General features: G+C 59.7%; 23 protein-coding genes and 1 pseudogene. 9 read left to right on the forward strand and 15 right to left on the reverse strand.

What is annotated here, in order from left to right:
• Positions 1-9: 9 nt before the first annotated feature.
• Positions 10-1,512: an aldehyde dehydrogenase family protein gene (locus ACNYC6_RS02525; protein ID WP_419710927.1), complete on the reverse strand. Its 1,503-nt coding sequence runs from the start codon at positions 1,510-1,512 to the stop codon at positions 10-12.
• Positions 1,513-1,773: 261 nt separating this feature from the next.
• On the opposite strand from ACNYC6_RS02525, the gene ACNYC6_RS02530 reads away from it, so the two are divergent.
• On the forward strand, positions 1,774-2,289 hold the full coding sequence (locus ACNYC6_RS02530) for a DoxX family protein (protein WP_419710928.1): 516 nt from the start codon (positions 1,774-1,776) through the stop codon (positions 2,287-2,289).
• A gap of 80 nt (positions 2,290-2,369) precedes the next feature.
• Here ACNYC6_RS02530 and ACNYC6_RS02535 read toward each other — a convergent pair whose 3' ends face one another.
• The 5 genes from ACNYC6_RS02535 to ACNYC6_RS02555 all read right to left on the reverse strand — a co-directional run bounded on the left by ACNYC6_RS02535 (position 2,370) and on the right by ACNYC6_RS02555 (position 6,752).
• The gene (locus ACNYC6_RS02535) at positions 2,370-3,917 is read right to left on the reverse strand and encodes an ArnT family glycosyltransferase (protein WP_419710929.1); all 1,548 of its coding nucleotides are present in this window, start codon (positions 3,915-3,917) and stop codon (positions 2,370-2,372) included.
• A 3-nt stretch (positions 3,918-3,920) separates the two neighbouring features.
• Positions 3,921-4,199, reverse strand: coding sequence for a lipid-A-disaccharide synthase N-terminal domain-containing protein (locus ACNYC6_RS02540; protein WP_419710930.1), 279 nt, complete (start codon positions 4,197-4,199; stop codon positions 3,921-3,923).
• Positions 4,196-4,936, reverse strand: a complete 741-nt coding sequence (locus ACNYC6_RS02545) for a glycosyltransferase family 2 protein (protein ID WP_419710931.1) — start codon at positions 4,934-4,936, stop codon at positions 4,196-4,198. The genes ACNYC6_RS02540 and ACNYC6_RS02545 overlap by 4 nt, the downstream gene beginning before the upstream one ends.
• A 46-nt stretch (positions 4,937-4,982) precedes the next feature.
• Entirely contained in the window at positions 4,983-5,945 is a 963-nt protein-coding gene (locus ACNYC6_RS02550; protein ID WP_419710932.1) for an NAD-dependent epimerase, read from the reverse strand.
• A 186-nt stretch (positions 5,946-6,131) separates the two neighbouring features.
• On the reverse strand, positions 6,132-6,752 hold the full coding sequence (locus tag ACNYC6_RS02555; protein WP_419710933.1) for a cell wall hydrolase: 621 nt from the start codon (positions 6,750-6,752) through the stop codon (positions 6,132-6,134).
• 142 nt (positions 6,753-6,894) lie between these two features.
• Between ACNYC6_RS02555 and ACNYC6_RS02560 the strand changes: the two genes are divergently transcribed.
• From ACNYC6_RS02560 to ACNYC6_RS02585, 6 genes and pseudogenes are all read left to right on the forward strand, one after another.
• Entirely contained in the window at positions 6,895-7,746 is an 852-nt protein-coding gene (locus tag ACNYC6_RS02560) for a CAP domain-containing protein (protein ID WP_338586352.1), read from the forward strand.
• A gap of 261 nt (positions 7,747-8,007) precedes the next feature.
• Complete coding sequence (moaA, locus tag ACNYC6_RS02565) at positions 8,008-9,006, forward strand: GTP 3',8-cyclase MoaA (protein ID WP_419710934.1); 999 nt, start codon at positions 8,008-8,010, stop codon at positions 9,004-9,006.
• Between the two features lie 43 nt (positions 9,007-9,049).
• A pseudogene (locus ACNYC6_RS02570) lies at positions 9,050-9,157 on the forward strand (bestrophin); the annotation flags it as partial.
• 49 nt (positions 9,158-9,206) lie between these two features.
• Positions 9,207-10,553, forward strand: coding sequence for a chromate efflux transporter (gene chrA / locus ACNYC6_RS02575; RefSeq protein WP_419710935.1), 1,347 nt, complete (start codon positions 9,207-9,209; stop codon positions 10,551-10,553).
• Positions 10,554-10,874: 321 nt separating this feature from the next.
• Positions 10,875-12,239 carry a glutamine synthetase family protein gene (locus ACNYC6_RS02580; RefSeq protein ID WP_248692667.1) on the forward strand — a complete coding sequence of 455 codons (1,365 nt, stop codon included), beginning with the start codon at positions 10,875-10,877 and terminating at the stop codon, positions 12,237-12,239.
• A gap of 76 nt (positions 12,240-12,315) precedes the next feature.
• Complete coding sequence (locus tag ACNYC6_RS02585) at positions 12,316-13,602, forward strand: NAD(P)/FAD-dependent oxidoreductase (RefSeq protein ID WP_419710936.1); 1,287 nt, start codon at positions 12,316-12,318, stop codon at positions 13,600-13,602.
• 154 nt (positions 13,603-13,756) lie between these two features.
• Here ACNYC6_RS02585 and ACNYC6_RS02590 read toward each other — a convergent pair whose 3' ends face one another.
• The 4 genes from ACNYC6_RS02590 to ACNYC6_RS02605 form a co-directional block, all read right to left on the reverse strand.
• A complete protein-coding gene (locus ACNYC6_RS02590; RefSeq protein WP_419710937.1) occupies positions 13,757-14,536 on the reverse strand; it encodes a DeoR/GlpR family DNA-binding transcription regulator in 780 nt (259 codons plus the stop codon).
• A gap of 301 nt (positions 14,537-14,837) precedes the next feature.
• Entirely contained in the window at positions 14,838-15,797 is a 960-nt protein-coding gene (locus ACNYC6_RS02595) for an HlyD family secretion protein (protein ID WP_419710938.1), read from the reverse strand.
• 3 nt (positions 15,798-15,800) lie between these two features.
• Entirely contained in the window at positions 15,801-16,169 is a 369-nt protein-coding gene (locus tag ACNYC6_RS02600; RefSeq protein ID WP_419710939.1) for a DUF3302 domain-containing protein, read from the reverse strand.
• A gap of 129 nt (positions 16,170-16,298) precedes the next feature.
• Positions 16,299-16,967 carry an ATPase gene (locus ACNYC6_RS02605; protein ID WP_419710940.1) on the reverse strand — a complete coding sequence of 223 codons (669 nt, stop codon included), beginning with the start codon at positions 16,965-16,967 and terminating at the stop codon, positions 16,299-16,301.
• 374 nt (positions 16,968-17,341) lie between these two features.
• Between ACNYC6_RS02605 and ACNYC6_RS02610 the strand changes: the two genes are divergently transcribed.
• Positions 17,342-17,524 (forward strand): hypothetical protein, encoded by a 183-nt coding sequence (locus ACNYC6_RS02610; RefSeq protein ID WP_419710941.1) that lies wholly within the window; start codon positions 17,342-17,344, stop codon positions 17,522-17,524.
• A 193-nt stretch (positions 17,525-17,717) separates the two neighbouring features.
• Positions 17,718-18,455 (forward strand): hypothetical protein, encoded by a 738-nt coding sequence (locus ACNYC6_RS02615; RefSeq protein WP_419710942.1) that lies wholly within the window; start codon positions 17,718-17,720, stop codon positions 18,453-18,455.
• Positions 18,456-18,489: 34 nt separating this feature from the next.
• Here the strand turns inward: ACNYC6_RS02615 and ACNYC6_RS02620 are convergent, their stop codons facing one another.
• The 5 genes from ACNYC6_RS02620 to ACNYC6_RS02640 all read right to left on the reverse strand — a co-directional run bounded on the left by ACNYC6_RS02620 (position 18,490) and on the right by ACNYC6_RS02640 (position 25,040).
• Positions 18,490-19,290, reverse strand: coding sequence for a hypothetical protein (locus ACNYC6_RS02620; protein WP_419710943.1), 801 nt, complete (start codon positions 19,288-19,290; stop codon positions 18,490-18,492).
• A 415-nt stretch (positions 19,291-19,705) separates the two neighbouring features.
• Positions 19,706-20,254 (reverse strand): cupin domain-containing protein, encoded by a 549-nt coding sequence (locus tag ACNYC6_RS02625; RefSeq protein ID WP_419710944.1) that lies wholly within the window; start codon positions 20,252-20,254, stop codon positions 19,706-19,708.
• Between the two features lie 404 nt (positions 20,255-20,658).
• Positions 20,659-21,957: an NAD(P)/FAD-dependent oxidoreductase gene (locus tag ACNYC6_RS02630; protein WP_419710945.1), complete on the reverse strand. Its 1,299-nt coding sequence runs from the start codon at positions 21,955-21,957 to the stop codon at positions 20,659-20,661.
• Between the two features lie 52 nt (positions 21,958-22,009).
• Complete coding sequence (locus tag ACNYC6_RS02635; protein WP_419710946.1) at positions 22,010-23,500, reverse strand: aldehyde dehydrogenase; 1,491 nt, start codon at positions 23,498-23,500, stop codon at positions 22,010-22,012.
• Positions 23,501-23,663: 163 nt separating this feature from the next.
• Positions 23,664-25,040, reverse strand: coding sequence for a glutamine synthetase family protein (locus ACNYC6_RS02640; RefSeq protein ID WP_419710947.1), 1,377 nt, complete (start codon positions 25,038-25,040; stop codon positions 23,664-23,666).
• Between the last annotated feature and the right edge of the window lie 203 nt (positions 25,041-25,243).

Below are 25,243 nucleotides of genomic sequence, written 5' to 3' on the forward strand. Positions count from 1 at the left end.
AGGCAGGTCTTAGCGTTTGACGCCCAGATCGATCTGGGTCATGCGGCTGCGGATGGTGAACACGCCATCACCCGAGAGAATTGCGCTACGGGCAAACAGGCGACCGCTCTCCCAGTTCGACAGGCCCAGTTCCGGCTTGTTGAGTGCGTACTGGCCGTCGACCCAACGGGTAATGCCGTTGCCGACAAAGGGTGCGTTGACTGCGTTGTAGAAGCGCTCCTGGGTCGCTGCGTCTTCACTGATCAGCGACACGGTGAATTGCGGACTGTAGCGATTGAACAAGGCGATGGCGCTGTCCAGGTCGTCGACGATTTTCAGGCTGACTTCAGGGGTTTCTTCCCATTCCCACTCGCGGCCCAGTTGATCTTCGGGCAACGGTTCGGCCTGCGCTTCGGTCTGGTAGCCTTCGGCGCGGTACACCTCGACAGTTGCGTTTTGCCAATCGCCGGGCAGGAACGATTCGCTGCCTTCGACAATGTGCAACTTGCAGCCCTGGCCGCGCGCCTTGCCGGCCTGTTGCAATGCATCGAGAAACAGCGGCACCAGTTCGGCGGCACGGTCGCGGTGGATCAGGCACACGTTCAGGGTGTTGCAGACTTTGCGGTCGAGGGAATTGCGCACCACGCTGGCGAAGCGCGTAGCGTCGGCGCCGGTATCAGCAATCAGCCAGGCGCCACCGGTGCCGTGCAGGCTGACGGCGGTGCCGGCCTGTTGCGCGATGCTGCCCAACTGGCTGACGGCGCGACCCGATCCACGGGCCACGGCCAGCGACAGTCGCCGATCAGCGAACATCGCCCAACCGGCCGCATGGTTGACGCTCTCCACCAGCGACACCGCGCCGTTCGGCAATCCGGCATCGGCGAGCGCCGGGTTCAGTGCATGACTAACGATGGCTTGGGCGGTGCCCAACGCATCGCTGCCAATGCGCAACACGGCTGTGTTACCGGTGCGCAACACGCCGGCGGCATCGGCGAAGACATTCGGCCGGCCTTCAAAGACAAAGGCGACGATGCCCAGTGGCGACACCACTTGCTCGACTTTCCAGCCATCGTGCTCGACGCAACTGATTACCTTGCCACGCGAGGCGGACGCATCGCGCCAGGCGCGCAGACCGGCGATCATGTCACGGCGCATCCGCTCATCGGCCAACAGCCGCGTCGTCGAACGGCCACGGGCTTTGGCCCGCTCGATGTCGGCCTGGTTGGCAGCCTCGATCAAGGCCCAGCAATCCGGGGTTTCCAGGCGTTGGGCGAACAGATCGAAGAAGGTGCTGATCGCCTGATCCGACACCGCAGACATCGCTGTAAACGCCGCTTCCGCGCGCTCAATTGCAACCGCCGCCGCCTGCTGGTCAGCCACCGGGATCAGCAACAATTCGCCGCTGACCTGCTCCACCAGCAGGTGGTCTCCGGGCTGGAAGCGTGCCGCCAGTTCGGGGCTGACCACAGTGACACGATTACCAGCGAAAGGGATCGGTGTGCCAGCGACTAGACGTTCGAGCGCGAGAGACATGAAGCGGTTTCACCATGCAATGGGCGGGCGGAAAATGTATAGCAAAAGTCCGCGAGCGTCATCCGCCCCCCAACGCATGATTGCAGGCGTGGCCTCGGATCTCTACGTATCAAAGTGTGTACAGCTGCGCCCCTGACACAACTGGCCTTCAATCCCCGCCATTGACGACACATCGCAGATACACCCGCCTGATGAAATTCACTTGTCGCTAAACGGGCACATCGCCGCCCGACATCCCTGACTTGAAGGAGACCAACGTCCATGAGCACTTCCATTTCAACGGCCGTCAAAGGCCTGCACCTGAACCTTGACCGCGCCGGCAACTGGATCGCGCCACTGACCTTGCGGATCTTCCTCGCCTGGGAGTTTTTCGAATCAGGCCTGGAGAAATTCAACGGCGAAAACTGGTTCGCCGACATTCAGGATCGCTTTCTGTTTCCGTTCAACCACCTGCCGGCCACGTTGAACTGGGAGCTGTCGATGTGGGTGGAGCTGATCTGCGCCCTCGCCCTGTTGTTGGGCCTGGCCACGCGGTTTTCGGCGATCAGCCTGATCGTGGTCACCATCGTCGCCACCGCCGCCGTGCACTGGCCGGCCGACTGGTCGAGCTTGAGCGAACTGGCCCAGGGTTACTCGATCACCAACAAAGGGTACGGCAACTTCAAACTGCCGTTGATTTACCTTGCCGCGCTGGTTCCACTGGTGTTTGCGGGGCCTGGCAAGTTCAGCCTTGATGCGTTGCTGGCGCGGTTCTTCTGGCGTCGCAGCCACAGCTGAAACCACAAAAAACGGTAGGAGCGAGCAAGCTCGCTCCTACACAGGTTCAGCGAATGACCGAACGACTTCTTTTTGCGCGATCAAGGATTGGCCAACAGCTCAACCCGCGCCGTTGTCGATGACTCCCATGAAAATCGATAGACCGCAGACGCTGGCCCGGGATGACACAGCCCATTATCCGCATCCCCCCCAACAATCGACCACTGTGCCCGCGAGTTCTCCCCCAGTTCACGCGCTGCCTCGGGTTTGAAACACCGACTCAGCACCTCATCCGGCACCAGTGCGTAATCCTTCGGATGTTCGCGCAACCATTGCGCCGCCCGCTCAACGGTGGAATCGAGCATGCCGAAATGCACGATCGGCTGGCGGGCAAACAACCAGTGCCCTTCGCTCCAGTTGACCAGCACCAGATCGGCGCCGTGGGTCATGGTTTTGGCCTGCTCCATGATCGTTTGATTGGGGTTGATACCGTCCCTGACCGGTTCGACAAAGCCCCGGGCGAACCACAGCACGAACCAAGTGATGACCAGTGCAGGAAACGCGCGCCGAAAACGTGGTCGCTGGCGGAACCAGCGCTGTAGTAACCACGGCACCAACGGCGCGGCCACCAGCACTAATCCTGGCAGCGCCGGGTAAATGTACAACTTGCGCTTGCCGCTGCTGATGCAGAAAAACAGCACCACCAACGCCACCCAACCGAGCAGTACCAGCACACGGCCGTCGCGCTTTTGCAGCTGTCGGCGCCAGGCCGGCACCAGCCATGGCAGGACCAATACCAACGGCAGCCAATACTGCGGAATGACCTTGGTGAAGAAGTACCAGAACGGTTCGCGATGGTGCCATGCGGCGGCATAGCGCCCTGCGGTCTGGCGCAGGAGGATTTCCCGGGCATAGGCGATTTCATCGGCCGTGCCATTCAGGACGATGGACACGGCCAGGGGCAAGAGCCAGATCGCGATGGCGGCCAGCGTGACCACAAATCCGAGCAGCCACTTTCGCGTCTCGCCGGGCATCGCAACCACACCCGGCCAGCCCTTGCGCACCGCGTAGGCATACGGGATCAGCATCAACGCCGGAAGAAAACCCACGCCTTTGGTGATCACGCCGATGCCCATCGCCGCGCATCCCACGTAGAACCAGCGCCAGGCCGGTCCGAGCAGCAGATGACGCGCCAATCCGTACAGGCCCAGCGTGGTGAACAGAATCAAAAAGCTGTCGATCTGCCCGGTGCGCAGGATGCTGTAGGTCTGGTAAGTCGCCAGGTACAGCAGCGCTGCAATGCGGCCGATGCGTGGGTTCCATAACCTGCGGCCCAAGTCATAGACCATCGCCGTGACCGTCACCGCCGAAAACAGCCCCGGAATATAAAGCGCGATGTTGGGCATGCCGGTGAGCCAGACGAAAAACGCCACAGTCCACATGAAGATCGGTGGCTTGTCGCCGTAGATTTCCCCGGCGCGATGCGGAATCAGCCACGAACCGTTGTGCAGCATCTCCAGCGCGACGCCGAGGAAGCGTTCTTCATCGACGTTCTGCGCCTGACGCAACCCCAGCCCGGCGCCGATCAACAGTAAAGCAAGCAGCATCAGGCCCAGGCACTCGACCCTGGGCGACAGCGATCTGCGCATGACTTATTCCTTGAGGTCTTTGCTTTTTTTGATCAATTGCAGGTTGCGCAAATAGACGATCGAGCCAAAGGCCTGACCGACAATGAACACAGGATCCTGGCGGTAAATGGCGTAGGCGAACAGCAAGGTGCTGCCGACAATGCTCAAGTACCAGAAACTCACCGGAATCACGCTGCGCTTTTTGTATTCGCTGTACAGCCACTGCAAGACGAATCGACCTGTAAACGCGATCTGTCCGGCAAAACCGATCACCAGCCACAAGGCTTCTCGGGTCATGATCATCCTTCGAGCTCCTGGGCGTGGGTGTTCAGACGCGTGCGCTTGATCAGCCACCAGACGCCGATCAGGTCGAGAATGCCCACCAGCGCGCGATCAAGGTTGCCGTACTTGGACACCCCCGCCGTGCGCGGTCGATGGTTGACCGGGTGGACGATCATTCGGCCGTTATGGCGCTGGATCAATGCCGGAATGTAGCGGTGCATGTGATCGAAATACGGCAGGCGCAAGAAGGCGGCGCGCTCGATCAACTTCAAGCCGCAACCGGTGTCCGGCGTAGCGTCCTTGAGCAAGCGGCTGCGCAGGCCGTTGGCGAAACGCGAGGCCCAGCGCTTGCTCGCGGTATCGCGGCGGTTGGTGCGGTGGCCGGCCACCAATTGCACATCAGCGCTTGCGCGTTCGCTGCGCACCAGCGCCAGCATACCGGGAATGTCCGCCGGATCGTTTTGCCCGTCGCCGTCGAGCGTGGCCAGCCATTGGCCCCGAGCTTCGCGTGCCGCGTGGTAAAGCGAGGTGCTCTGCCCTAACGAGCGCTCGTGATGCAGGATGCGCAAGGCCGTCAGGCCGTTGTTTCTGATCTGCCGCAGTTCGTGCAAGGTCGCATCGTTGCTGCCGTCGTCGACGACGATGATTTCGTAGGCCTCGTCGGCCAATGCCACGCGGATTTCTTCAAGCAATGGCCTGAGATTGTTCGCTTCGTTTTTTGCTGGAATCAGTACCGATACAAAAATGTCCTGGCTCATGGAGTCCCCCTCGCCTTTTGGTTGTTGTGTTTTCTAGGCGAACGATTCATTTCTGATAAAACTGCCGATACCACTTCACAAACTCCCCGACGCCGGTTTCCACCGATACCTGCGGCCGAAAACCGACCCACGCTTGCAGTGCCGAGACATCGGCCCAGGTCTTGACCACATCACCGTCCTGCAACGGCATGAAATTGCGCCGCGCCTGCCTGTCCAATGCCAATTCCAGGCACTCGATAAAATCCAGCAGCGCCATGGGCTCACCGCGACCGATGTTGAACAATTGATTGATCCCCACGCCGGGCGGCCGCGAGCGCAGACGGGCGATGCTTTCGACGATGTCGTCGATGTAGGTGAAGTCCCGCGCCATTGCGCCCTGGTTGTAGACGTCAATCGGCAGGCCTTTGAGGATGGCCTCGGTGAATTTGAACGGCGCCATGTCCGGTCGACCCCACGGCCCGTAGACGGTAAAGAAGCGCAGGCCACTGGCCTTGAGGCCGTACAGATGGCAATAACTGTGGGCCAGTAATTCATTGGCGCGCTTGGTGGCCGCGTACAACGAAACCGGATGATCGACGGGGTCTTCGACGCTGAACGGCATTTTGCTGTTGCCGCCGTACACCGAACTGCTGGAGGCGTAGATCAAATGCCCGGGACGATGATGACGACAGGCTTCCAGCACATTGAGGAAACCCACCAGATTCGATTGGCCATAGACATCCGGGTGGTCCAGTGAGTAGCGCACACCCGCCTGAGCAGCCAAATGCACCACTTCGGTAAAACGCTGTTCGCGGAACAAATCCAGCAATGCCGGTTTGTCGACGATGTCCATTTTCAGGAAGCGAAAACCCGGCAAGGACGCCAGCTCCTTGAGCCGCGCCTGCTTGAGCGCTACGTCGTAGTAGTCGTTGAGGTTGTCGATCCCGACCACGTCATGACCGTCCAGGCACAAGCGCCTGGCCGTATGAAAGCCGATAAAACCGGCGGCGCCGGTGACGAGGACCGTCACGAGGCGTTCAGCCTGGAGGGCGCATCGAGCGATGCCGTGATGCTGTTGAAAAACCACACCTGCTTCATGTTCTGTTTCCACTCATGACGTTGCTGACCCTTGCTGCGTCATGAAGCTTGTAGAACAGAAATATTTCAGTTTCGGTAGTCTGGATAAATCACCCAGGGTTTTCCCGCATAACAGCGACTACTTCGCATCCCCGCCTTGCGGCTTGTAAAACTTGAACAAGCCGATGTTTGCCGTATTGGTGTACGCCTTGGCCCAGTCCGGTTTCACCGTGCGGTCATGAAAATACAGCGCGCCTTTCGTGCGATCGGGCAATTGCTTGTTCAGCGCCTTGCGCGCAATTTCCTTGGCCATTGAATACTGCACTTCTTCCTGGACCGAGTCCGGACGCCCATCGCACCACCAGGAAAACTGGCAGCTCTTGGTTTCCGAACCCTGCTTGACCACGCCGCAGACGGTGTCGGGAAAACCCTCGTGACCGAGACGATTCATGACCACGTTGGCCACCGCTTCCATGTCGGCCGAATCCTTGCCTTTGGCTTCCCAGTAGATCGAACGGGCGAGGCAAGTGATGGCGTCATCCAGCGGCGCTTTGCCCGCCGGGTCCACAGCCTGGACTTCAGGCTGGGTGATGGCTTCAGACTTGGGCGCTGGCGCGGGACTGCTGTTTTGCACTGCCTTTTGCTCCAACACCTCGGCCTTGTCTTCAGCGACTTTCTGTTTCTGCTCCTGGTCGGTGGCGAAAGCCGGAACGGCGAGGAGTGTCAGGGCGAGGCAGGTTGCTATCCAGTTGCAGCGCATGGTCGGATAACTCAATGGGCAGTGTTGCTTCAGTGTAGTAGTGAAATGATTGCACACACGGTGCCACCTCCCGTAAAAATGCATTGCCTGCGAGGGGGTAATTTCAAGCATCATGGGCGCAGTCAGCTCAAGGAGGATTTCCATGCATTTCCTGTCATCCACTCTGCGCCTTGCCGGGTTGTCACTGGGGCTGTCGTTTGCCGCCACCGCGCTGGCCAGCGACGAGTCGCAACTGATCGAATCGATCAACGTCTACCGCAGCCAGTTGCAGCGCTGCGCCGGTCAGGTCTCGTCGGAGCTGCCACCGCTGGCGGCCGACCCAAGACTGGTACTGTCCGCCGCCAGCATCGGCAATCTGCAGCAGGCCATGGCCACGGCCGGTTATCCAATGAAGAACGTGCAAGCGATCAGCCTGGCCGGGCCGCGCGATGCACCGTCGGCGATGAAAGCGATTCAGGAGAGTTTTTGCCAGATCGTGCTCGACCCGCAATTCGTCGACGTCGGGGTCAGCCGCCAGGACAATCAGTGGCGCATCGTGGTGGCCCGGCCGCTGCTGAGCGCACGCCTGGGCGATTGGCAGGCTGAAGGCCAGAAGCTATTGATCGAGCTGAACGCCGCACGAAGCAAACCACGCCAGTGCGGCACTCAAGCCTTCAACGCGACCACGCCGCTGACCTGGAACGCCACGCTGGCGACCGCCGCCGAAACCCAATCGCGCAGCATGGCCAACAACAACTATTTCGATCACAAGGACCGTGATGGCCGCACACCGGGCGACCGTGCGGAGCTGGCCGGCTACGACTTCCAGCAGATCGGCGAGAACATCGCCGCCGGCCAGGACAGCGTACGCAAAGTGGTCGACGGCTGGCTGGCCAGCCCCGGCCACTGCGCCAACCTGATGAACCCGCAGTTCCGCGATTTGGGTGCGGCGTATGCGGTGGATCCGAAGAGTGATGCGGGGATTTACTGGACGGCGATGTTTGGCGCGCAGTAAAAAGCTGAGGTTTGAGACTTAACCCGGCCAAATGAATCCATCATAGATCCGGTCGATCAGCCGGTTATTAATAGTGATTGGACGCCCCGACAAGTAGCTCTTAGCCTGCGCCAACAAGTCCGAAAACAACCGGATTCATACCTGTAGGAGCGAGCCTGCTCGCGATGGACCCAAGGACACCGCGTTTAACCTGAAAGCGCGCGTAATCGTTGACGACCATCGCGAGCAGGCTCGCTCCTACAGGTGCCAGGAGAAGCAATCATGTCAGAACGAGTCTTGATCGATGGGTTCTCCCGGCGCGTGGACTATCTACGGATGTCGGTCACCGACCGCTGCGATTTCCGCTGCGTGTATTGCATGGCCGAAGACATGCAGTTTCTGCCGCGCCAACAGGTACTGACCCTGGAAGAGATTTACCAAGTCGCACACAGCTTCGTCGCGCTGGGCACGCGCAAGATTCGCCTGACCGGCGGCGAACCGCTGATTCGTCCGGGCGTGGTGCAGTTGTGCGAAAAGATCGCCGCCCTGCCCGGCCTGCGGGAATTGTGCATGACCACCAACGGCTCGCAGTTGGCCAAACTGGCGCAGCCCTTGTTCGACGCCGGGGTCAAGCGCCTCAACATCAGCCTCGACTGCCTCGACCCGCAACGCTTTCGCGAGCTGACCCGCACCGGTGATCTGGCACAGGTCATCAAAGGCATCGACGCCGCCAACCAGGCCGGTTTTCGCAATACCAAGCTCAATTGCGTGGTGATGAAGGGCCGCAACGATCACGAGATCAATGATCTGGTGAGCTTCGCCATCGACCGCAACCTCGACATTTCCTTCATCGAAGAAATGCCCTTGGGCACGATCCACGAACACAGTCGCGCCGAATCGTTTTATTCCAGCGCCCAGGTCCGTGAAAAAATCGCCGAACGCTACACTCTGATTGATTCCGCCGAGTCGACCCAGGGTCCGTCGCGCTACTGGCGCCTGGCCGAAGCACCGCAGATTCGCGTGGGGTTCATTTCACCCCACAGCCACAACTTCTGCGGCACCTGCAATCGGGTGCGGTTGACCGTGGAAGGTCGCCTGTTGCTGTGCCTGGGCAATGAGCATTCCGTGAATCTGAAGGCCGTATTGCGCAGCCATCCGGGGCAGCCCGAACGCCTGGAGACAGCCATCATCGAGGCGATGAAACTCAAGCCTTATCGACACAATTTCGAAGTGAACGACGATGTCCAGGTGGTTCGCTTCATGAACATGACCGGCGGCTGAACACCATGATCGTCAGACCCAAACCCAACCTGATCGGCGTACTGACAACGCCGACCTCCCCACCGACGCCATCGTGCGCAATATCGAGCGTGACATTCTGGATGCACTGGGCGTGACAGAACTGCCGCCACAACTGGAACCGGTGGATTTTTGTCCTGAGCTGATACCCAGCTCAAGGCATCTGCACAAGGAGCACAGGCTTGAGCGTCTCACCGGAATCGGAACAAACCCAACCTGAAGCCATCAGCCTGCGCGAAGCCTTTGCTTTCTGGCTCAAGCTCGGCTTCATCAGTTTCGGCGGGCCGGCGGGACAGATTTCGATCATGCACCAGGAACTGGTCGAACGCCGACGCTGGATCTCCGAGCGACGTTTCCTGCACGCGCTGAACTACTGCATGTTGCTGCCCGGCCCCGAGGCCCAGCAACTGGCGACCTACATCGGCTGGCTGATGCACCGCACCTGGGGCGGCGTGATGGCCGGTGCGCTGTTTGTGCTGCCATCGCTGTTCATCCTGATCGCGTTGTCCTGGGTGTACCTCGCCTTCGGTGATGTGCCGGTGGTGGTCGGTTTGTTCTACGGGATCAAGCCTGCGGTGACCGCCATCGTGGTGCACGCCGCTCACCGCATCGGCTCGCGGGCGTTGATGAATGGCTGGATGTGGGCGATTGCAGCGGCGTCATTCGTGGCGATCTTTGCGCTGAACGTGCCGTTTCCATTGATCGTGTTTAGCGCGGCGCTGATCGGTTATTTCGGCGGGCGGCTGGCTCCGGAAAAATTCAGGACCGGCGGCCATGGCGCTGCCAAAAACGCCTTCGGCCCGGCCGTGATCGACGATGACACACCGACGCCTGAACACGCCCGTTTCAGCGGATGGAAACTGGCGCGTCTGGTCGCTATCGGGGCGATGTTGTGGGCACTGCCCATGGCCACGCTCACCGCACTGTTTGGCTGGGACGGCACGCTGACGCAAATGGCCTGGTTCTTCACCAAGGCTGCGCTGCTGACATTCGGCGGTGCCTACGCCGTGCTGCCGTATGTGTACCAGGGCGCGGTCAGTCATTACGGCTGGCTGACGCCGACGCAGATGATCGACGGCCTGGCGCTCGGCGAAACCACGCCGGGCCCATTGATCATGGTGGTGGCGTTCGTCGGGTTTATCGGCGGGTATGTGCTTGAGGTGTTCGGCCCGGATCAGGCGTTTGTCGCCGGCGCCGTTGCCGCGACACTGGTCACCTGGTTCACCTTCCTGCCTTCGTTCCTGTTCATCCTCGCCGGCGGGCCGCTGGTGGAGTCGACGCACAACGAACTCGGATTCACCGCGCCGCTGACGGCGATTACCGCAGCGGTGGTCGGGGTAATACTCAATCTGGCGTGCTTCTTCGGCTACCACGTTCTCTGGCCCAAAGGCTTCGACAACCCTCTCGACTGGCCCTCGCTGCTGATCGCGATCGCGGCGGCCATTGCCCTGTTTCGCTTCAAGCGAGGCGTGATCGAAGTGTTGATCGGTTGTGGGCTGATCGGCCTGGGTCTGCACCTGATGCGTTGAATGAACCATTTACACGCGCTGAATTCACCCCTAGTATCCAGTCACGCCCGGATGGCGGGTCACGCCTGCCACCGACGACTTCCAATGCCGGAAACATCCGTTATGAACCGCATTGTCAACCTGCCCATGGCCTTGAGCCGTTCCAAACTCCGTCACTCCGCACGTCCGCCGGATAGCACCCTGCTCGCCTGATCGCGCCCCAAACGCGTAGAGCCCCCTCCCTCGCTAATCCTTTGCCTGCATGCCCCGGGTCTTTGTATCCGTCGTCGTGCCGAGGCCTGAATCCGTGCGTCCGCAGGACGCCAACGTGAGTGACGAACCATGAAATTCGCAGCCCTTGAAGACGCCCAGACTTTTCTGGCAAACAACCCTGATATCGACATGATCGAGCTGTTTATTCTCGATGCCAACGGTGTGCCGCGCGGCAAGCTGTTGCATCGCGAAGAACTGTTGGCGGTGTATGAAAGCGGTCGTCCGCTGCCCAGCACCATCCTCGGCCTGACCTTGCAGGGCGATGATGTCGAGAACTCAGGACTGGTCTGGGATGTGGGCGATATCGACTGCCGCGCCTACCCACTTGAAGGCAGTCTGGTGCGTTTGCCATGGCGGCAGATTCCGACGGCGGCGGTGCAAGTCAGCATGCACCCGCAAGAAGGCATGCCCGCCAGCATCGCCGACCCGCGTCACCTGCTGATCAGCGTGATCGACCGCCTGAAGGCCGAGGGTTATCACCCGGTAATGGCCTGCGAGCTGGAGTTCTACTTGCTCGACGCCAAGCGCGATCACCACGGCCGCCCACAACCGGCGCTGGACGCTGATGGCGGTCGACCGCGACACACGCAGGTCTATGGCCTGCGCGAACTGGAGCAGATCGAACCGTTCCTAGCCGACCTGTACGCGGCGTGCAAACTCCACGGCATTCCGGCGCGCACGGCGATTTCCGAATACGCACCGGGCCAGGTGGAAATCACCTTGGAACACGGCGATGCGTTACAAGCGATGGACCAGGCCGTACGCTACAAACGCCTGGTGAAAGCCGTCGCCCACAAGCACGGCATGCAGGCGACATTCATGGCCAAACCGTTCGATCATCTGGCGGGCACCGGCATGCACATGCACGTCAGCATCGCCGATGCCGAAGGTCGAAACCTGTTTGCGTCTGAAGATCCGGCCGGTACGCCGCTGTTGCGTACGGCCATCGGCGGCATGCTCGCCTCACTGCTCGATTCGTTGTTGCTGTTCTGCCCCAACGCCAACTCCTACCGGCGTTTCCAGGCCAACAGCTACGCGCCGCTGGCACCGACCTGGGGTGTCGACAACCGCACCGTCAGCCTGCGCGTTCCGGGCGGCCCGGCCAACAGCCGTCACATCGAACATCGCATTTGCGGCGCCGACGCCAACCCGTATCTGGCGGCGGCAGCGATCCTGGCCGGCATTCATCGCGGCATCAGCGAAAACCTCGATCCGGGCGAACCGGTTGAAGGCAACGGCTACGCACAAGCCACGCAATTGCTGCCGACCGACTGGCTGACGTCACTGACCGCACTGGAAAACTCGGTGTGGGCGCGCGATGCGTTGGGGCAGGAATTTCTTGGGGTGTATCTGGCGGTCAAGCGTGCCGAGTATCGGCAGTTCATGGCTGAAGTGGGTGAGCAGGATTGGCGCTGGTATTTGACGGAGGCGTAATGCCTCAGTACCTCCAATCCTTGTGGGAGCGAACAGGCTCGCTCCCGCAGGTAAACCTGCTTACCTGGACAAAACCATGACCCAACAACGCTGCAATTCCTACTACACCGCCACCCTGAACCAGGACACCGATTACCCGACCCTGCACGGCCAGCACCGGGTTGACGTGGTGATCATCGGCGGCGGTTTCACCGGCGTCGCCACCGCCGTCGAGCTGGCGGAAAAAGGCCTGAAAGTCGCCATCGTTGAAAGCAATAAAATCGGCTGGGGCGCCACCGGGCGCAACGGCGGCCAGGTCACTGGCAGCCTCTCGGGCGATGAAGCCATGCGCAAGCAGATGCGCCGTACCCTCGGTGAAGAAGTCGACGATTTCATCTGGCACCTGCGCTGGCGCGGGCACCAGATCATCCAGCAGCGGGTCGAGAAATACGGCATCGCCTGCGACCTCAAACACGGCCACCTGCATGCTGCCTACAAGCCGAGCCACATGGACGGTTTGCGCAAGGATTACGACGAAGCCGTGCGGCGCGGCATGGGCGATGAGGTCAGCCTGCTCGACCGCAGTCAGGTGCGCGACCTGCTGCAAAGCGACCTCTATCACGGTGCGATCAAGAACACTCGCAACATGCACCTGCACCCGCTCAACCTGTGCATCGGCGAAGCGCGGGCGGCGGAAAGTCTGGGCGCGTTGATCTTCGAAAACAGCGAAGTGCTGGAAATCATCCATGGCGATACGCCCGGGGTGCGCACCGCCCATGGCCGCATCGACGCCAATCAGGTGCTACTGGCCGGCGACGTTTATCACAAACTGGAGCCGGGCAAACTCAAGGGCAAGATTTTCCCGGCCATGGGCGGCATCGTTACCACGGCGCCGCTCGGGGACCTGGCGAAGCAGATCAACCCCGAAGACCTCGCCGTATACGACTGCCGTTTCGTGCTCGATTACTACCGCCTCACCGCTGACGGGCGTCTGCTATTCGGTGGCGGCGCCAACTACAGCGGCAAGGATTCGCGCGACATCGCCGCCGAACTGCGCCCGTGCATCGAGCAGACGTTCCCGGCGCTCAAAGGCGTGGCCATTGATTATCAGTGGAGCTGCGCGATGGGCATCGTGATCAACCGCATCCCGCAACTGGGCAAGCTTTCGGACAACGTCTGGTATTGCCAGGGCTACTCCGGCCACGGCATCGCGACGACCCACATCATGGGCGAAATCATGGGCCGGGCGATCACCGGGCAGCTTGAACAATACGATACCTTCGCCGCGTGCCAGCACATTCGCGTGCCGATGGGTGACCTGCTCGGCAACCCAATGCTGGCGGCGGGGATGTGGTATTACCAGATGCTTGAGCGGTTGCGCTGAGCCATTGGGTATTGATGTTGTTTGTGCTGGCCCCATCGCGAGCAGGCTCGCTCCTACAGGGATCGCGAGTGTGCGCTTTTTTGCGTTCACTGAAGATCAAAACTGTAGGAGCGGGCTTGCCCGCGATGAGGCCGGAACATTCAGCGATCATGCATCATGCCTGCACCACCTCAATCCCCAGTGCCCGGTAATCCTCAACACTCCCCGACGCCACATGCCGCTCGGTAATCAGCGTGTGCAACCGTGAACACGGCGCGACCACAAACGGCTCCACTGCCCCCAGCTTGTCCGCCGTGGTAACGGCAATCACATGAGACGCACTGTCGAGCATCGCCTGCTTCACCGGCACTTCATCAAAATGCAGCGAGCTGATGCCGATTTCCGGGTGAATCGCACACACCCCGGTGAACAACACATCAGCCTTGATGCCTTCCAGCAAGCGCAGGGTTTCATGCCCGCTGGCCGACATCGTCGCCGGGTTGAGTTGACCGCCCGCCAGAATTACCTTGATCCCTTTGTACTCGGACAAAGTGATCGCCGTCATCGGTGACGCAGTGACCGCCGTCATGCAGATATCCGCCGGCAAGGAACGTGCAATCTGCAACGTGGTGGTGCCGGAATCGAACATCACGATCTGCCCGCTCTCCACCCGCCTGGCCGCCCACTGCGCCAATCGGGTTTTCTCCTCGTCGGTTTCGCTGATGCGGGTGAAGTAATCCTTGCCGGTGTCCTTGGGACGCGGCAGTGCTCCGCCGTGAACTCGTTGTACCAGGCCGGCCGTGGCCAGCTCCGACAGGTCGCGGCGGATAGTGTCCTCGGACACGGCGAAATGCTGGCTCAGCTCGGACGCCATGACTTTGCCGTCGCGTTCGAGGATCAAAAGGATTTTCTGCCGGCGCAGTTGAGGGAGTTCGGCTGCCGAGTGGTCGTGCATGCTTATGCCTGTTTGTGCAACTAAGTGCGGGTTTGTGCGAGATTAGACAAAGCCCGGTGCAAACACAATCAGGCGCTGGCGCAAAAAACCTCCAGGTATCATTTCCTTCGATCATTCAAATCATGAAGCCGAATTTTTTATTTAACGGCAGCCTGTTCAAAATGGCGCCCATCTCCCCCGTTCCGGATGAACACTTCATGAATCTTAATTTTGCTTTTGCCTGCATGATCGTGGTCTCGTTTACCATCGCGCTGGTACACACCTGATCCATGACAGGCCCGCCTTCGATTTACCCTCCACCTCAATGGAACGGGAAGATGTAGTTCATCCAGGCGGCCATGCGCAGCAGAATCTTGCGCATGACTGCAATGTGATGGAAGTGATGGCTGTACAGCGCAGCCTGCCCATAGGCGCCTCCCGGTATCTTCTCTCTGTACGCATCGAACGCCGGATCAGTGATTTCGATGATGACCGGCACGCGTCCAGCCGGCGGCGAGCCGGTAAAGCTCATCAGCGTGCCGGAAGGCTGGACCTGCCCTTCTCCAATCACGCCATAAACACTCTTGACCTTGCCTTGGAAAACCTTGCCCGGAATACCGTCGAAGGCCACTTCAGCCTCATCGCCCTCGGACAAACGCAACAGGCTGTTCTGCCGCATCCAGGCGGCTAAATATTGCCCCTCATCGGGAATGAACACCATGGATGGCCGCAACGGTAACTTGCTTGCCATCATGCCTGGACGCAAGGAAACATGAGTCACGAAGCCCTTGCTCGGCGCACGTACAGTCGAGTTGTCGAGTTCGTACTGGGCGCTGGCCAACTGCGCCTGCAAATCGTCGGTCCGCGCGACGGCGATATCCAGTTCACGCTGTGTGCCAAAGTTGCGTTTCATCAACTCCGTGATTCGCCCAAGATCGCCTTTGGCCGAAATTAACTGTGCCTTGAGCGACTTGATTCGGTTCTCGAACGGTGTGGGGTCGATCCGGAACAACACTTCGCCTTTCTCCAGCGGTTGGTTGGTCTTGACCGGCACGTCGATCACTTGACCGCTGACAACCGGGATCACCGGAACCGAGACGAAATACGAGCGCGCCACTTCGGAGTACGGATGGTTGTAGTTCATGGTGAAAATCAACGAGCCGATCAACACCACACCGCCGAGCACCGCCGTGGGCACCGTCCATTTATTCAGCGGAATCCGGAAAATCTTGAACAGCGCAATGCAGAAGGCGGCATAGGTCAGAACGAGTAGAAGATCCATGGCTCAATGACCTTTGCCGGGTTCGGTTGACACCGGCGCATCAGGAATTCCCTTGGTTCCTTCAATGCGTGCAATACGCAGCTGAAGTTCGCGCACCTGCTCTTCAAGATGAACTATATGGCTGGTCGCCGACTTGCCATCACCAAAACCCCAGCCGCGATCCTCGCGATAGGACATCGCCCAGATCCATAAAAAAGGCCAGAGCGCATGCAGCGTAAACAAACTCACCCAACCGGTGGCATGGATCGCGTCCTGATGAGGGTGATTGCGGTGCACGGCAATTTCATAGGGAATGTCGTGTAACACGATGATGCCGTAGAACAAGACCAATCCGACAAAGATCAACAGACCCAACGCCATGTAATCGAGCATGATTTCTTCCTTGTTCAGCCGCGTGTACTCAGAAGTGTGAGTGTAGTTCACCCATGAACCGGCCGACCAAGGCAGTTTTGAAGAAAAAAAAAGCCACCCGCCGGTAAGGTCGGGTGGCTTTTGCACAGGTCAGTTACTGGCGACGTGACCCGCAGTGCCAGACGTTACCAGCGCCTTCAACGAGGCATCGAACTGCTTCAGCGCATTCACTTGGAGATCGGTCTGCTGATCGATCTGCGCGGCAATCTGCGGCGCGGCCTTGCCGTGCACCCACACCGACGGCATTTTTTCGGCCCGCGAACCTTGGGCCTCGCCGATGTATTGCAGGTTGGCGTCATAGAACCTGGCGATGAACCGCGCTTCGACCTGATTATTGCGTTTCGACACGAGGCGGCTGTAGGTGTCGAGCATCACCACCACATCCGGGTGCGCCTGCACCGCCGCATCGAGGTTGTCGTAGACCGTCACCGAAGCGAACGCTTTCTGCAACGACCCCATCAACCCGTTGATGGCCCGCTGCGGATCGGAGCTGTCGACAAACGCCCGACTGATCTGCTTGTCCATCTCGGGATTCTGCGCGCCCTTGACCGCCACGGCGTGATAACTCTCAAGGTATTGCTGGGTATTGAGGGTGTTTTCGCTATAGAGCACCGCCACCGTTTTCGCCTGCTGCAAACTGGCGGTGCTGTCGGCAATCGGCAGGAAACGGCAGGCGGGATCGGCGGCAACGGCGGGAACAGAAACAGCGACGCTGCCGCTGAACACGGCAACAAAAGCCAGCAAGGTCGAGATTCTCATCGCGCTGATTCCTTCAAAGGCGAGATCGGTATAACGCTATCCTCCTCTGATGACAGAAAAACAGAACTTGCTTTCTTTAATGGTGGGTATCGAGCAAATGAATGATAGCTATGAGCGCTGCCGCCGAATGTAGAACCCCACTTGATACGTCCCCGATACTTCTCTCGAAGGCGCTGTTTCCCGCTTGTTACCTTAACGCTCCAGTTGTCACTTCTGCACCATCTGGCAGGCCAATAGAGTATGGCCTTCGGTGTGCTGCAGGGACGTGAATGCTGTCGGCTCTGCCTCGCACCGATCCCCCATCACGGAAGAGGTGAAATCATGAGCTTTGTAAAAGTGGAAAAAACCAGAGCAGCGCCCCGTCGGAAGCCGACGTGAAAAAAGCCATGGTCGAAGCGGGCGGACAACCGGGCGAGTGCACCGGCACCAACGCCGCCCGGACCCTGACCTACACCGGCGTGGTCAATCACACGGTGTATGAGAACACGCTGATCGAGGTTGCGAAGGGCAAACGCAACAGCTGGAACTTCGTCTGGGCCGACGCGCAGGCCGCCTGAAGATACGGCGGGACGGCCCGACGGTCGCCTCGCCGTATTTACCCAGTTGATACAAACCGGTTACCCGCCTGTAACGCCAAGACACTTAGCCACCCTGCCCCACGAACCTAGAGTGAAGCCCTCAATGGATTGACCGGGTTCACTGCCCGCCGCCCATTGATTGCCCAACACATCACCAAGGAAGAGGGAAACCATGAGCAAATCAATAGCTGTCAGCCAACAAAGCAAGCAGCTTCACAATGATGTGCAAGAAGCCGTCAAATCGATCATGGGTGCAACGCAACTGAAGGCCGAGGACTACGGCAGGGTATTGAGGTCGGCCCTGGCGGCTTCACAAAAAGTCGTCACCATCGAAATCGCCCCCGGCGACCTGACCCTGCTGAAGAAGTCCGGTTACAAGCTGTGCTTTGCCAAGAAAGTCGGCACCGAAGACTACAACGTGGTCTGGCAATCCTATGACGCCTACCTGAGCAACAACGAGTTCAGCTGGACCCCTCAATATCAGCTGTTCGCCTCCAACGTGTTCAAGGAAAACGTACAAGTCAAAGTCTCGACCAACATCGTCAATATCGGCCTGGGGCAAACCTCGACGCTCGATCAAAACGGCTTGCTGAGCCCTGCGGTCACTGGCGGTCCGGCCGTTTCCATGACTTTTGTGAACAACTATGCGCCGATCCATCCGGGCATCAACCAACTGTCCACCGGCATCGATGGCAACCAGCTCAGCACGCCGATCTACGTAGCCGTTAACCAGGTGGTCACCGGCAACACCGTGTTGACCCCCGTCGAGACCATCCTGGTGTGGTTCGAACAGAATGTTCAAACCAGCACCATGTTCAGTACCTCACGCTCCAAGGCGATCGAAATCGACCTGACGTTCGATAACACCGCAGATCGCCTTTACGAAGGCGGTGAATGGAAAACCGTTTAACCGTCGAACCGGGGCAACCTCGCGGTTGCCCCTTTTATTCGTCCAGACCGCCCTTGGCAAAGTACCCGGTCAACGACAGACAGATCGACTCCGCCAAATCCTCCTGGGTGGCGATGCCATATGGCTGGTTGCGATCAAACTGCGCCGACCAGCGAATCCGCCCCTGCGCCACATCCACCAGCCGCAACGAGGCCCGCACCCGCGCCGGCTCGACCCGCACGCTGCCCTCCAGGCAATAGCTATAGCGCCCGCCGCGCCCGACTTCGGGGGCTTTGACACTGCTGCGTGGCACCTTCATCAACACATGATTGGCCACGGTCTGCGCCTGTTCAAATGACTGGAACAAGCGACAGCTCAACTCCTCACACAAACCCCGGGCAAAGTCATCGCCATCACGGGTGATGCAAGTAAACGGCTGGATCTGCAACACCGGATGACGCGTGCCGATCACTTTGTGCCGCAGGCGTTGATACACCAGGCGATAACAACCCGGCGGAATGCACAGCCGCACCGGGTCCTGCTGGCCGCTGGTGGCGTAATGCGCCGCGAGCTTGCGGCGCAACCGGCCCACCTGCACCCGTACCACCGGATCATCGCCCGTGCAATACACCGCCGGGTCGCGACGAAACACCGCGATGCCGATGGCGTGCTCGGTAAGAGGCGCGTTGGAGGATTGCAGGTCGTGCTCGACCAGAAAGCGCAACAAACTGCCCATGCGCCGTGACTTGGCAAACAACGGACTGGCCAGCAACAACGACAGCAGCCGCTCCATTTCTTCTCGATCAAGCGGCTCGGGAACCCCGTCCGCACTTGATTCCATGCGTTTGATCACCATCGCCTGCCTCCGTGCAGGTTGTCGACAGGAATAGAAGTCGTAATCCGTGGGTACACGCGCAATGTGAGCTAAAAACGGGCTCGGGCGTTGCAACGACGAAGCTTAGCAGCCGTGCTGGGATGGGCAGGCGAATGCGGTGATAGCAACCTGACATCCGACGAACGTTAGATTTTGGGGCTGAAAAACACGTAGGAATTATCGCTTTATGATGAGGGGCATTGCTGCGACTGCTATGCGATGTGGGCGTAGGTTCCGCTTCCCGGCTCTGCCTTGCACATTCTGCGCAGATCCTGATTAACGACACAGGCAGTCGTGCTGCATTCTTTACAAGGGACGCATAAAAAAATCCGATGCCTGAACGGTCATCGGATTTTTTATCAACGATGGCAATGACAGCGTCCGTCAGCAACCGTAATCAGAAGTTCGCCGGCGTGTTGGCACTGATGATTTCCGCTTCATCCGCGCCGATATTGCGGAACCGATGCGGCAGCGTCGTCGGGAAGTAATAGCCATCCCCGGCGTTCAACACGCTGGTCTGCCCATCGACGGTCAGCTCAACCGTGCCGCGTGTCACCAACCCGCACTCCTCGCCTTCGGAATGCACGATCGGCTCTTCTCCGGAACTGGCGCCCGGCGCGTATTGCTCGCGCAGCAGGCGCATCTGCCGGCTCGGTACGGACGCGCCGATCAGCAGCAGGCGCAGGCCGTGGCGGCCCAGGTCCGGTTGTTCACTGGCGCGGAAGACGTATTGGTGTTCGCGCGGAGGTTGGTCGAAGGTGAAGAAGTCGGCCAGGGACATGGGGATGCCTTCGAGCAGCTTTTTCAAGGAGCTGACGGAAGGACTGACGCGATTCTGTTCGATCAGGGAAATGGTGGCATTGGTGACGCCGCTACGCCGGGCCAGCTCGCGCTGGGACAGTTTGTAGCTTTCGCGTACTAATTTGAGTCGTGAGCCCGTGTCCATGACAGCCTTATGTGCCAACCAGTAGGAGCGAGCCTGCTCGCGATTTCGATCTGACCTTCAACATTGATGTCGACTGAACCAACGCTATCGCGAGCAAGCTCGCTCCTACAGGGTTAATGGAAAGGTGGAGAGCAGGCGCGGATCACGCCGTTTTCCGGTCCCGCAAACGTGAAAGGCGGCTATTAAATCACGTTTGATGGTGTAGCTCAGCAGGTTCGATAAACGGCCGGAAAAATAGCCATTTGCCATGAAGTTGTACAACCTGTGGAGCAAGCTTGCTCGCGATAGCGGTGTGTCAGGCGACATCCATTTTAGCTGATATGCCCTCATCGCCAGCCTGGCTCCCACAAGGGATGTAAAAAACCGGCGGTACCTGATGGGGATAGCCGCCGGTGAGGTAACGCTTAGATCCCGAAACGGTCGCGCAGCGAGTAGTACACGGCGCCCATGGCGGTGAGCGGCGCGGAGAACTTGCGACCGCCGATCATCGGCATGTGCGGCAAGGATGCAAACGCGTCGAAACGCTCGGCGTCGCCGCGGATCATTTCCGAGATCAGCTTGCCGGCCAGGTGCGAGCAGGTCACGCCGTGGCCACTGTAGCCCTGCATGTAGTAGGCGTTTTTCTCGATACGACCGAATTGCGGCATGCGTGACATGGTCAGCAGGAAGTTGCCGGTCCAGCGGTAGTCGATCTTCACGTCCTTGAGTTGCGGGAAGGTCTTGAGGATTTTCGGCTTGATCAGTTGCTCGATGTCGTCCGGTTCACGGGCGCCGTAGACCACGCCACCGCCGTACAGCAAACGGTTGTCCTTGGTCAGACGGTAGTAATCGAGCAGATAGTTGCAGTCTTCGACGCAGTAGTTGTTCTTGATCAGGCTGCGCGCTTGCTGCTCCGACAACGGCTCGGTGACGACGATCTGCGAACCGCACGGCATGCTCTTGCTGGTCACACGATTGTCCAGGCCTTGCGGCAGGTAGGCGTTACCGGCGATCAGCAGGTACTTGGCCTTCACCACGCCTTTGGCGGTGCGCACGGTGATCGGTTCGCCGTAGGTGATTTCCACCGCCGCCGATTGTTCGTAGATCTTGCCGCCCAGGCCGATGATCGCCGAGGCTTCGCCGAGGGCCAGGTTCAGCGGGTGAATGTGACCGCCCTGCATGTCCAGCAAGCCGCCAACGTAGGCATCGGAACCGACTTCACGCTTGATGTCGGCTTCGCCGAGCATTGTCAGGTTCTTGTTGCCGTAGCGCTCCCAGCTCTTCTTCTGCTCGGCCAGGCCTTTGAGTTGCTTCTTGTTCATCGCCGCGAAGATGCCGCCCGGGCGGTAGTCGCACTGGATGTCGTAGTGTTGTATGCGCTGACGGATGATGTCGGCGCCTTCGAAAATCATGCTGCCGAGCACTTCGGCGGTCTTGTCGCCATAGCGCTCTTCGATCACATCAACGTCGCGACTGTAGGAATTGACCAGTTGCCCGCCATTACGGCCGCTGGCGCCGAAGCCGACTTTGGCCGCTTCGAGCACGGTCACGTTGTAGCCCGCTTCGGCGAGGAACAGCGCCGAGGACAGGCCGGTGTAGCCGGCACCGATCACGCAGACATCGCAGTCCACCGCGCCTTCCAGCACCGGGAAATCGCCGGTGAAGTTACGAGTGGCGGCGTAGTAGCTGTTTACATGCTGTTGGTTAAAAGAATCTTGTTTCATAGGTTTCTCCGATGGCCGCCGCAAAGAGCCGGCGACCGCCGCTTTATTGTTGTTAGAGCTTGATCCAGGTCGCTTTGAGCTCGGTGTACTTGTCGAACGCATGCAGCGATTTGTCGCGACCGTTACCCGATTGCTTGAACCCGCCGAACGGCGCGGTCATGTCGCCGCCGTCGTACTGGTTGACCCAGACGCTGCCGGCACGCAAGCCACGGGCGAAGGTGTGCGCCTTGCTCAGGTTGCTGGTCCATACACCGGCGGCCAGACCGTAGATGCTGTCGTTGGCGATTTGCAGCGCTTCTTGCTCGCTATCGAAGGTAATCACCGACAGCACCGGGCCGAAAATTTCTTCCTGGGCGATGGTCATGGCATTGGTCACGCCATCGAAAATCGTGGGCTCCACGTACTGACCGCCGGTGTCTTCGAGGGTGCGGCTGCCGCCCGCGATCAGCTGAGCGCCCTGCTCTTTGCCGATGTTGATGTAGCGCAATACGTTGTCCAGTTGACGCTGGTCAACGACCGCGCCGACGGTGGTTGCAGGATCAAGCGCGTGCCCCGGTTTCCAGCCTTGCAGAGCTTCCACCAGCAGCGGAATGAACTGCTCGCGGATCGAACGCTCCACCAGCAGACGCGAGCCGGCGGTGCAGACTTCGCCCTGGTTGAACGCAATGGCGCCGGCCGCAGCCTGTGCCGCCGCGCGCAAATCCGGCGCGTCGGCGAACACCACGTTGGCGCTCTTGCCACCGGCCTCAGCCCAGACGCGTTTCATGTTGCTTTGCCCGGCGTAGATCATCAGCTGCTTGGCTATTGCGGTGGACCCGGTGAAGGCCAGCACGTCGACGTCCATGTGCAGCGCCAGCGCCTTGCCGACGGTGTGACCGAAGCCCGGCAGGACGTTGAACACGCCTTTCGGAATGCCCGCATCCAGCGCCAGTTGTGCGATACGGATCGCGGTCAGCGGCGATTTTTCCGAAGGCTTGAGGATGAACGAATTGCCCATCGCCAGGGCCGGAGCGAATTTCCAGCTGGCCATGATCAACGGGAAGTTCCACGGCACGATGGCCGCCACCACGCCGGCCGCTTCGCGCGTCACCAGGCCCAGTTGATCGTGGGGCGTGGCAGCGACTTCGTCATAGATCTTGTCGATGGCTTCGGCGGTCCAGCGGATCGCGTTGGCGGTCGCCGGAATATCGATGCTCATGGCGTCGCTGATCGGCTTGCCCATGTCGAGGGTTTCGAGCAGCGCCAGTTCTTCCTGGTTGGCCAGGATCAGGTCGGCGAAACGGATCAAAATGCGCTTGCGCTCGGCCGGGGCCAGGTTGGCCCACACGCCGGATTCGAAGGCGCGGCGCGCGACGGCGACTGCCGCGTTGGCATCGGCTTCATCGGTGCTGGCGACGTTCGCCAGGAAACGACCGTCAACGGGGCTGACGCATTCAAACGTGGCGCCATTGGCGGCGGCGCAGTACTGGCCGTCGATGAATGCGCGACCTTCGATAGTTAGGGACTGGAAGCGTTGCTCCCAATCGCTGCGGGTGATTGTCATGGTTGTGACTCGACGCAGGAAAATAGGGGACGGCACGAATGGTGAGTAACCTGTGGCGAGGGAGCTTGCTCCCGCTGGACTGCGTAGCAGTCCCATATTATTGGGGCCGCTGCGCGACCCAACGGGAGCAGGCTCCCTCGCCACAGGTTAGGAGTACGGCTCGTCAAACGGTGTGCAAGTACCAGTTGTACTCAAGATCGGAGATGGAGTTCTCGAACTCGGCCAGCTCGCTTTCCTTGCACGCCACGAACACGTCGATGTACATCGGGTCGATGTAGCGGGCCATGACTTCGCTGTCGTCCAGCTCGCGCAGCGCATCACGCAGGTTGTTCGGCAAGCTCTGCTCGTTCTGCTCGTAGCTGTTGCCTTCCACCGGAGCGCCCGGTTCGATCTGGTTGGTCAGACCATGGTGCACACCGGCCAAAACCGAAGCCAGCAGCAGGTACGGGTTGGCGTCGGCGCCGGCGACACGGTGCTCAATGCGCACGGCATCCGGCGAACCGGTTGGCACGCGGACGGCCACGGTGCGGTTGTCGATACCCCAGCTCGGCGAGTTCGGCACGTAGAACTGTGCGCCGAAACGACGGTACGAGTTGACGTTCGGGCAAAGGAACGCCATCTGCGCCGGCAGGGTCTCGAGCACACCGCCGATCGCGTGACGCAGCGCGGCGTTCTGCTCGGGATCCTCGCTGGCAAAGATGTTGTTGCCTTCTTTGTCGAGAATCGAAATGTGCACGTGCAGACCGTTGCCCGCCTGGCCCGGGTACGGCTTGGCCATGAAGGTAGTGTCCATCTCGTGGTCGTAGGCGATGTTTTTCACCAGACGCTTGAGCAGGACGGCGTAATCGCAAGCCTTTATAGGGTCGGCCACGTGATGCAGGTTGACTTCGAACTGCGCCGGGGCGCTTTCCTTGACGATGGCGTCAGCCGGGATGCCCTGCTCTTTCGCGCCTTCGAGGATGTCTTGCAGGCAGTCGACGTATTCATCGAGGTCGTCGATCAGGTAGACCTGAGTCGACATCGGACGCTTGCCGGACACCGGCGAACGTGGGGACTGCGGACGACCGTTCACGTTGTCCTGGTCGATCAGGTAGAACTCGAGTTCGAACGCGGCGCAGATGGTCAGGCCCAGATCGTCGAACTTGCGCACGATATTGGCCAACACTTCACGCGGGTCAGCGAAGAACGGCTCGCCTTCCAGTTCGTGCATGGTCATCAGCAGTTGCGCGGTTGGGCGCTTCTGCCAAGGCTCGATGCTCAGGGTTCCGGGGATCGGATAGCAGATCCGGTCGGAGTCGCCGATGTCCAGACCCAGGCCGGTGCTTTCCACCGTGGAGCCATTGATGTCCAGAGCAAAGAGTGACGCCGGCAGGTTGATGCCTTTCTCGTAAACCTTATGAAGACTGGTGCGCTCGATGCGCTTGCCGCGCACCACACCGTTCATATCCGCAATCAGAAGGTCGACGTACAAAACCTCAGGATATTTCTTAAGGAATGCGTTTGCTTCGTTGAGTTGAACGGCACGCAGAGGGACCGACATGATGCACCTATTTTTTACTGTTAATTATTATGTTCACCGCCCTTTCACGCAGCCAGTCAATCCGAAAGGCAAAGTGAAGTCAATAGCGAACACTTGGCCTTTTAACGTTTATTTTCGGGCCTATCAGAGGCACGAGGGTGCCAGATCAGCCTTGAAACACGCGTAAATCCTGAGCATCGGACGTGTGGCGTTTAGAATTTTTT

The sequence above is a fragment of the Pseudomonas sp. NFX224 genome (assembly GCF_048565165.1).
Classification (GTDB): domain Bacteria; phylum Pseudomonadota; class Gammaproteobacteria; order Pseudomonadales; family Pseudomonadaceae; genus Aquipseudomonas.

Coding starts and splice junctions, on each gene's coding strand:
- ACNYC6_RS02535 (WP_419710929.1), bottom strand. CDS start 3,917: ATGCGCAGATCGCTGTCGCCCAGGGTCGAGTGCCTGGGCCTGATGCTG.
- ACNYC6_RS02620 (WP_419710943.1), bottom strand. CDS start 19,290: ATGGTGATCAAACGCATGGAATCAAGTGCGGACGGGGTTCCCGAGCCG.
- ACNYC6_RS02600 (WP_419710939.1), bottom strand. CDS start 16,169: ATGCTCGATTACATGGCGTTGGGTCTGTTGATCTTTGTCGGATTGGTC.
- ACNYC6_RS02625 (WP_419710944.1), bottom strand. CDS start 20,254: ATGGACACGGGCTCACGACTCAAATTAGTACGCGAAAGCTACAAACTG.
- ACNYC6_RS02635 (WP_419710946.1), bottom strand. CDS start 23,500: ATGACAATCACCCGCAGCGATTGGGAGCAACGCTTCCAGTCCCTAACT.
- ACNYC6_RS02545 (WP_419710931.1), bottom strand. CDS start 4,936: ATGAGCCAGGACATTTTTGTATCGGTACTGATTCCAGCAAAAAACGAA.
- ACNYC6_RS02560 (WP_338586352.1), top strand. CDS start 6,895: ATGCATTTCCTGTCATCCACTCTGCGCCTTGCCGGGTTGTCACTGGGG.
- ACNYC6_RS02590 (WP_419710937.1), bottom strand. CDS start 14,536: ATGCACGACCACTCGGCAGCCGAACTCCCTCAACTGCGCCGGCAGAAA.
- ACNYC6_RS02530 (WP_419710928.1), top strand. CDS start 1,774: ATGAGCACTTCCATTTCAACGGCCGTCAAAGGCCTGCACCTGAACCTT.
- ACNYC6_RS02595 (WP_419710938.1), bottom strand. CDS start 15,797: ATGGATCTTCTACTCGTTCTGACCTATGCCGCCTTCTGCATTGCGCTG.
- ACNYC6_RS02580 (WP_248692667.1), top strand. CDS start 10,875: ATGAAATTCGCAGCCCTTGAAGACGCCCAGACTTTTCTGGCAAACAAC.
- ACNYC6_RS02630 (WP_419710945.1), bottom strand. CDS start 21,957: ATGAAACAAGATTCTTTTAACCAACAGCATGTAAACAGCTACTACGCC.
- ACNYC6_RS02615 (WP_419710942.1), top strand. CDS start 17,718: ATGAGCAAATCAATAGCTGTCAGCCAACAAAGCAAGCAGCTTCACAAT.
- ACNYC6_RS02640 (WP_419710947.1), bottom strand. CDS start 25,040: ATGTCGGTCCCTCTGCGTGCCGTTCAACTCAACGAAGCAAACGCATTC.
- ACNYC6_RS02605 (WP_419710940.1), bottom strand. CDS start 16,967: ATGAGAATCTCGACCTTGCTGGCTTTTGTTGCCGTGTTCAGCGGCAGC.
- ACNYC6_RS02525 (WP_419710927.1), bottom strand. CDS start 1,512: ATGTCTCTCGCGCTCGAACGTCTAGTCGCTGGCACACCGATCCCTTTC.
- moaA (WP_419710934.1), top strand. CDS start 8,008: ATGTCAGAACGAGTCTTGATCGATGGGTTCTCCCGGCGCGTGGACTAT.
- ACNYC6_RS02555 (WP_419710933.1), bottom strand. CDS start 6,752: ATGCGCTGCAACTGGATAGCAACCTGCCTCGCCCTGACACTCCTCGCC.
- ACNYC6_RS02585 (WP_419710936.1), top strand. CDS start 12,316: ATGACCCAACAACGCTGCAATTCCTACTACACCGCCACCCTGAACCAG.
- ACNYC6_RS02540 (WP_419710930.1), bottom strand. CDS start 4,199: ATGATCATGACCCGAGAAGCCTTGTGGCTGGTGATCGGTTTTGCCGGA.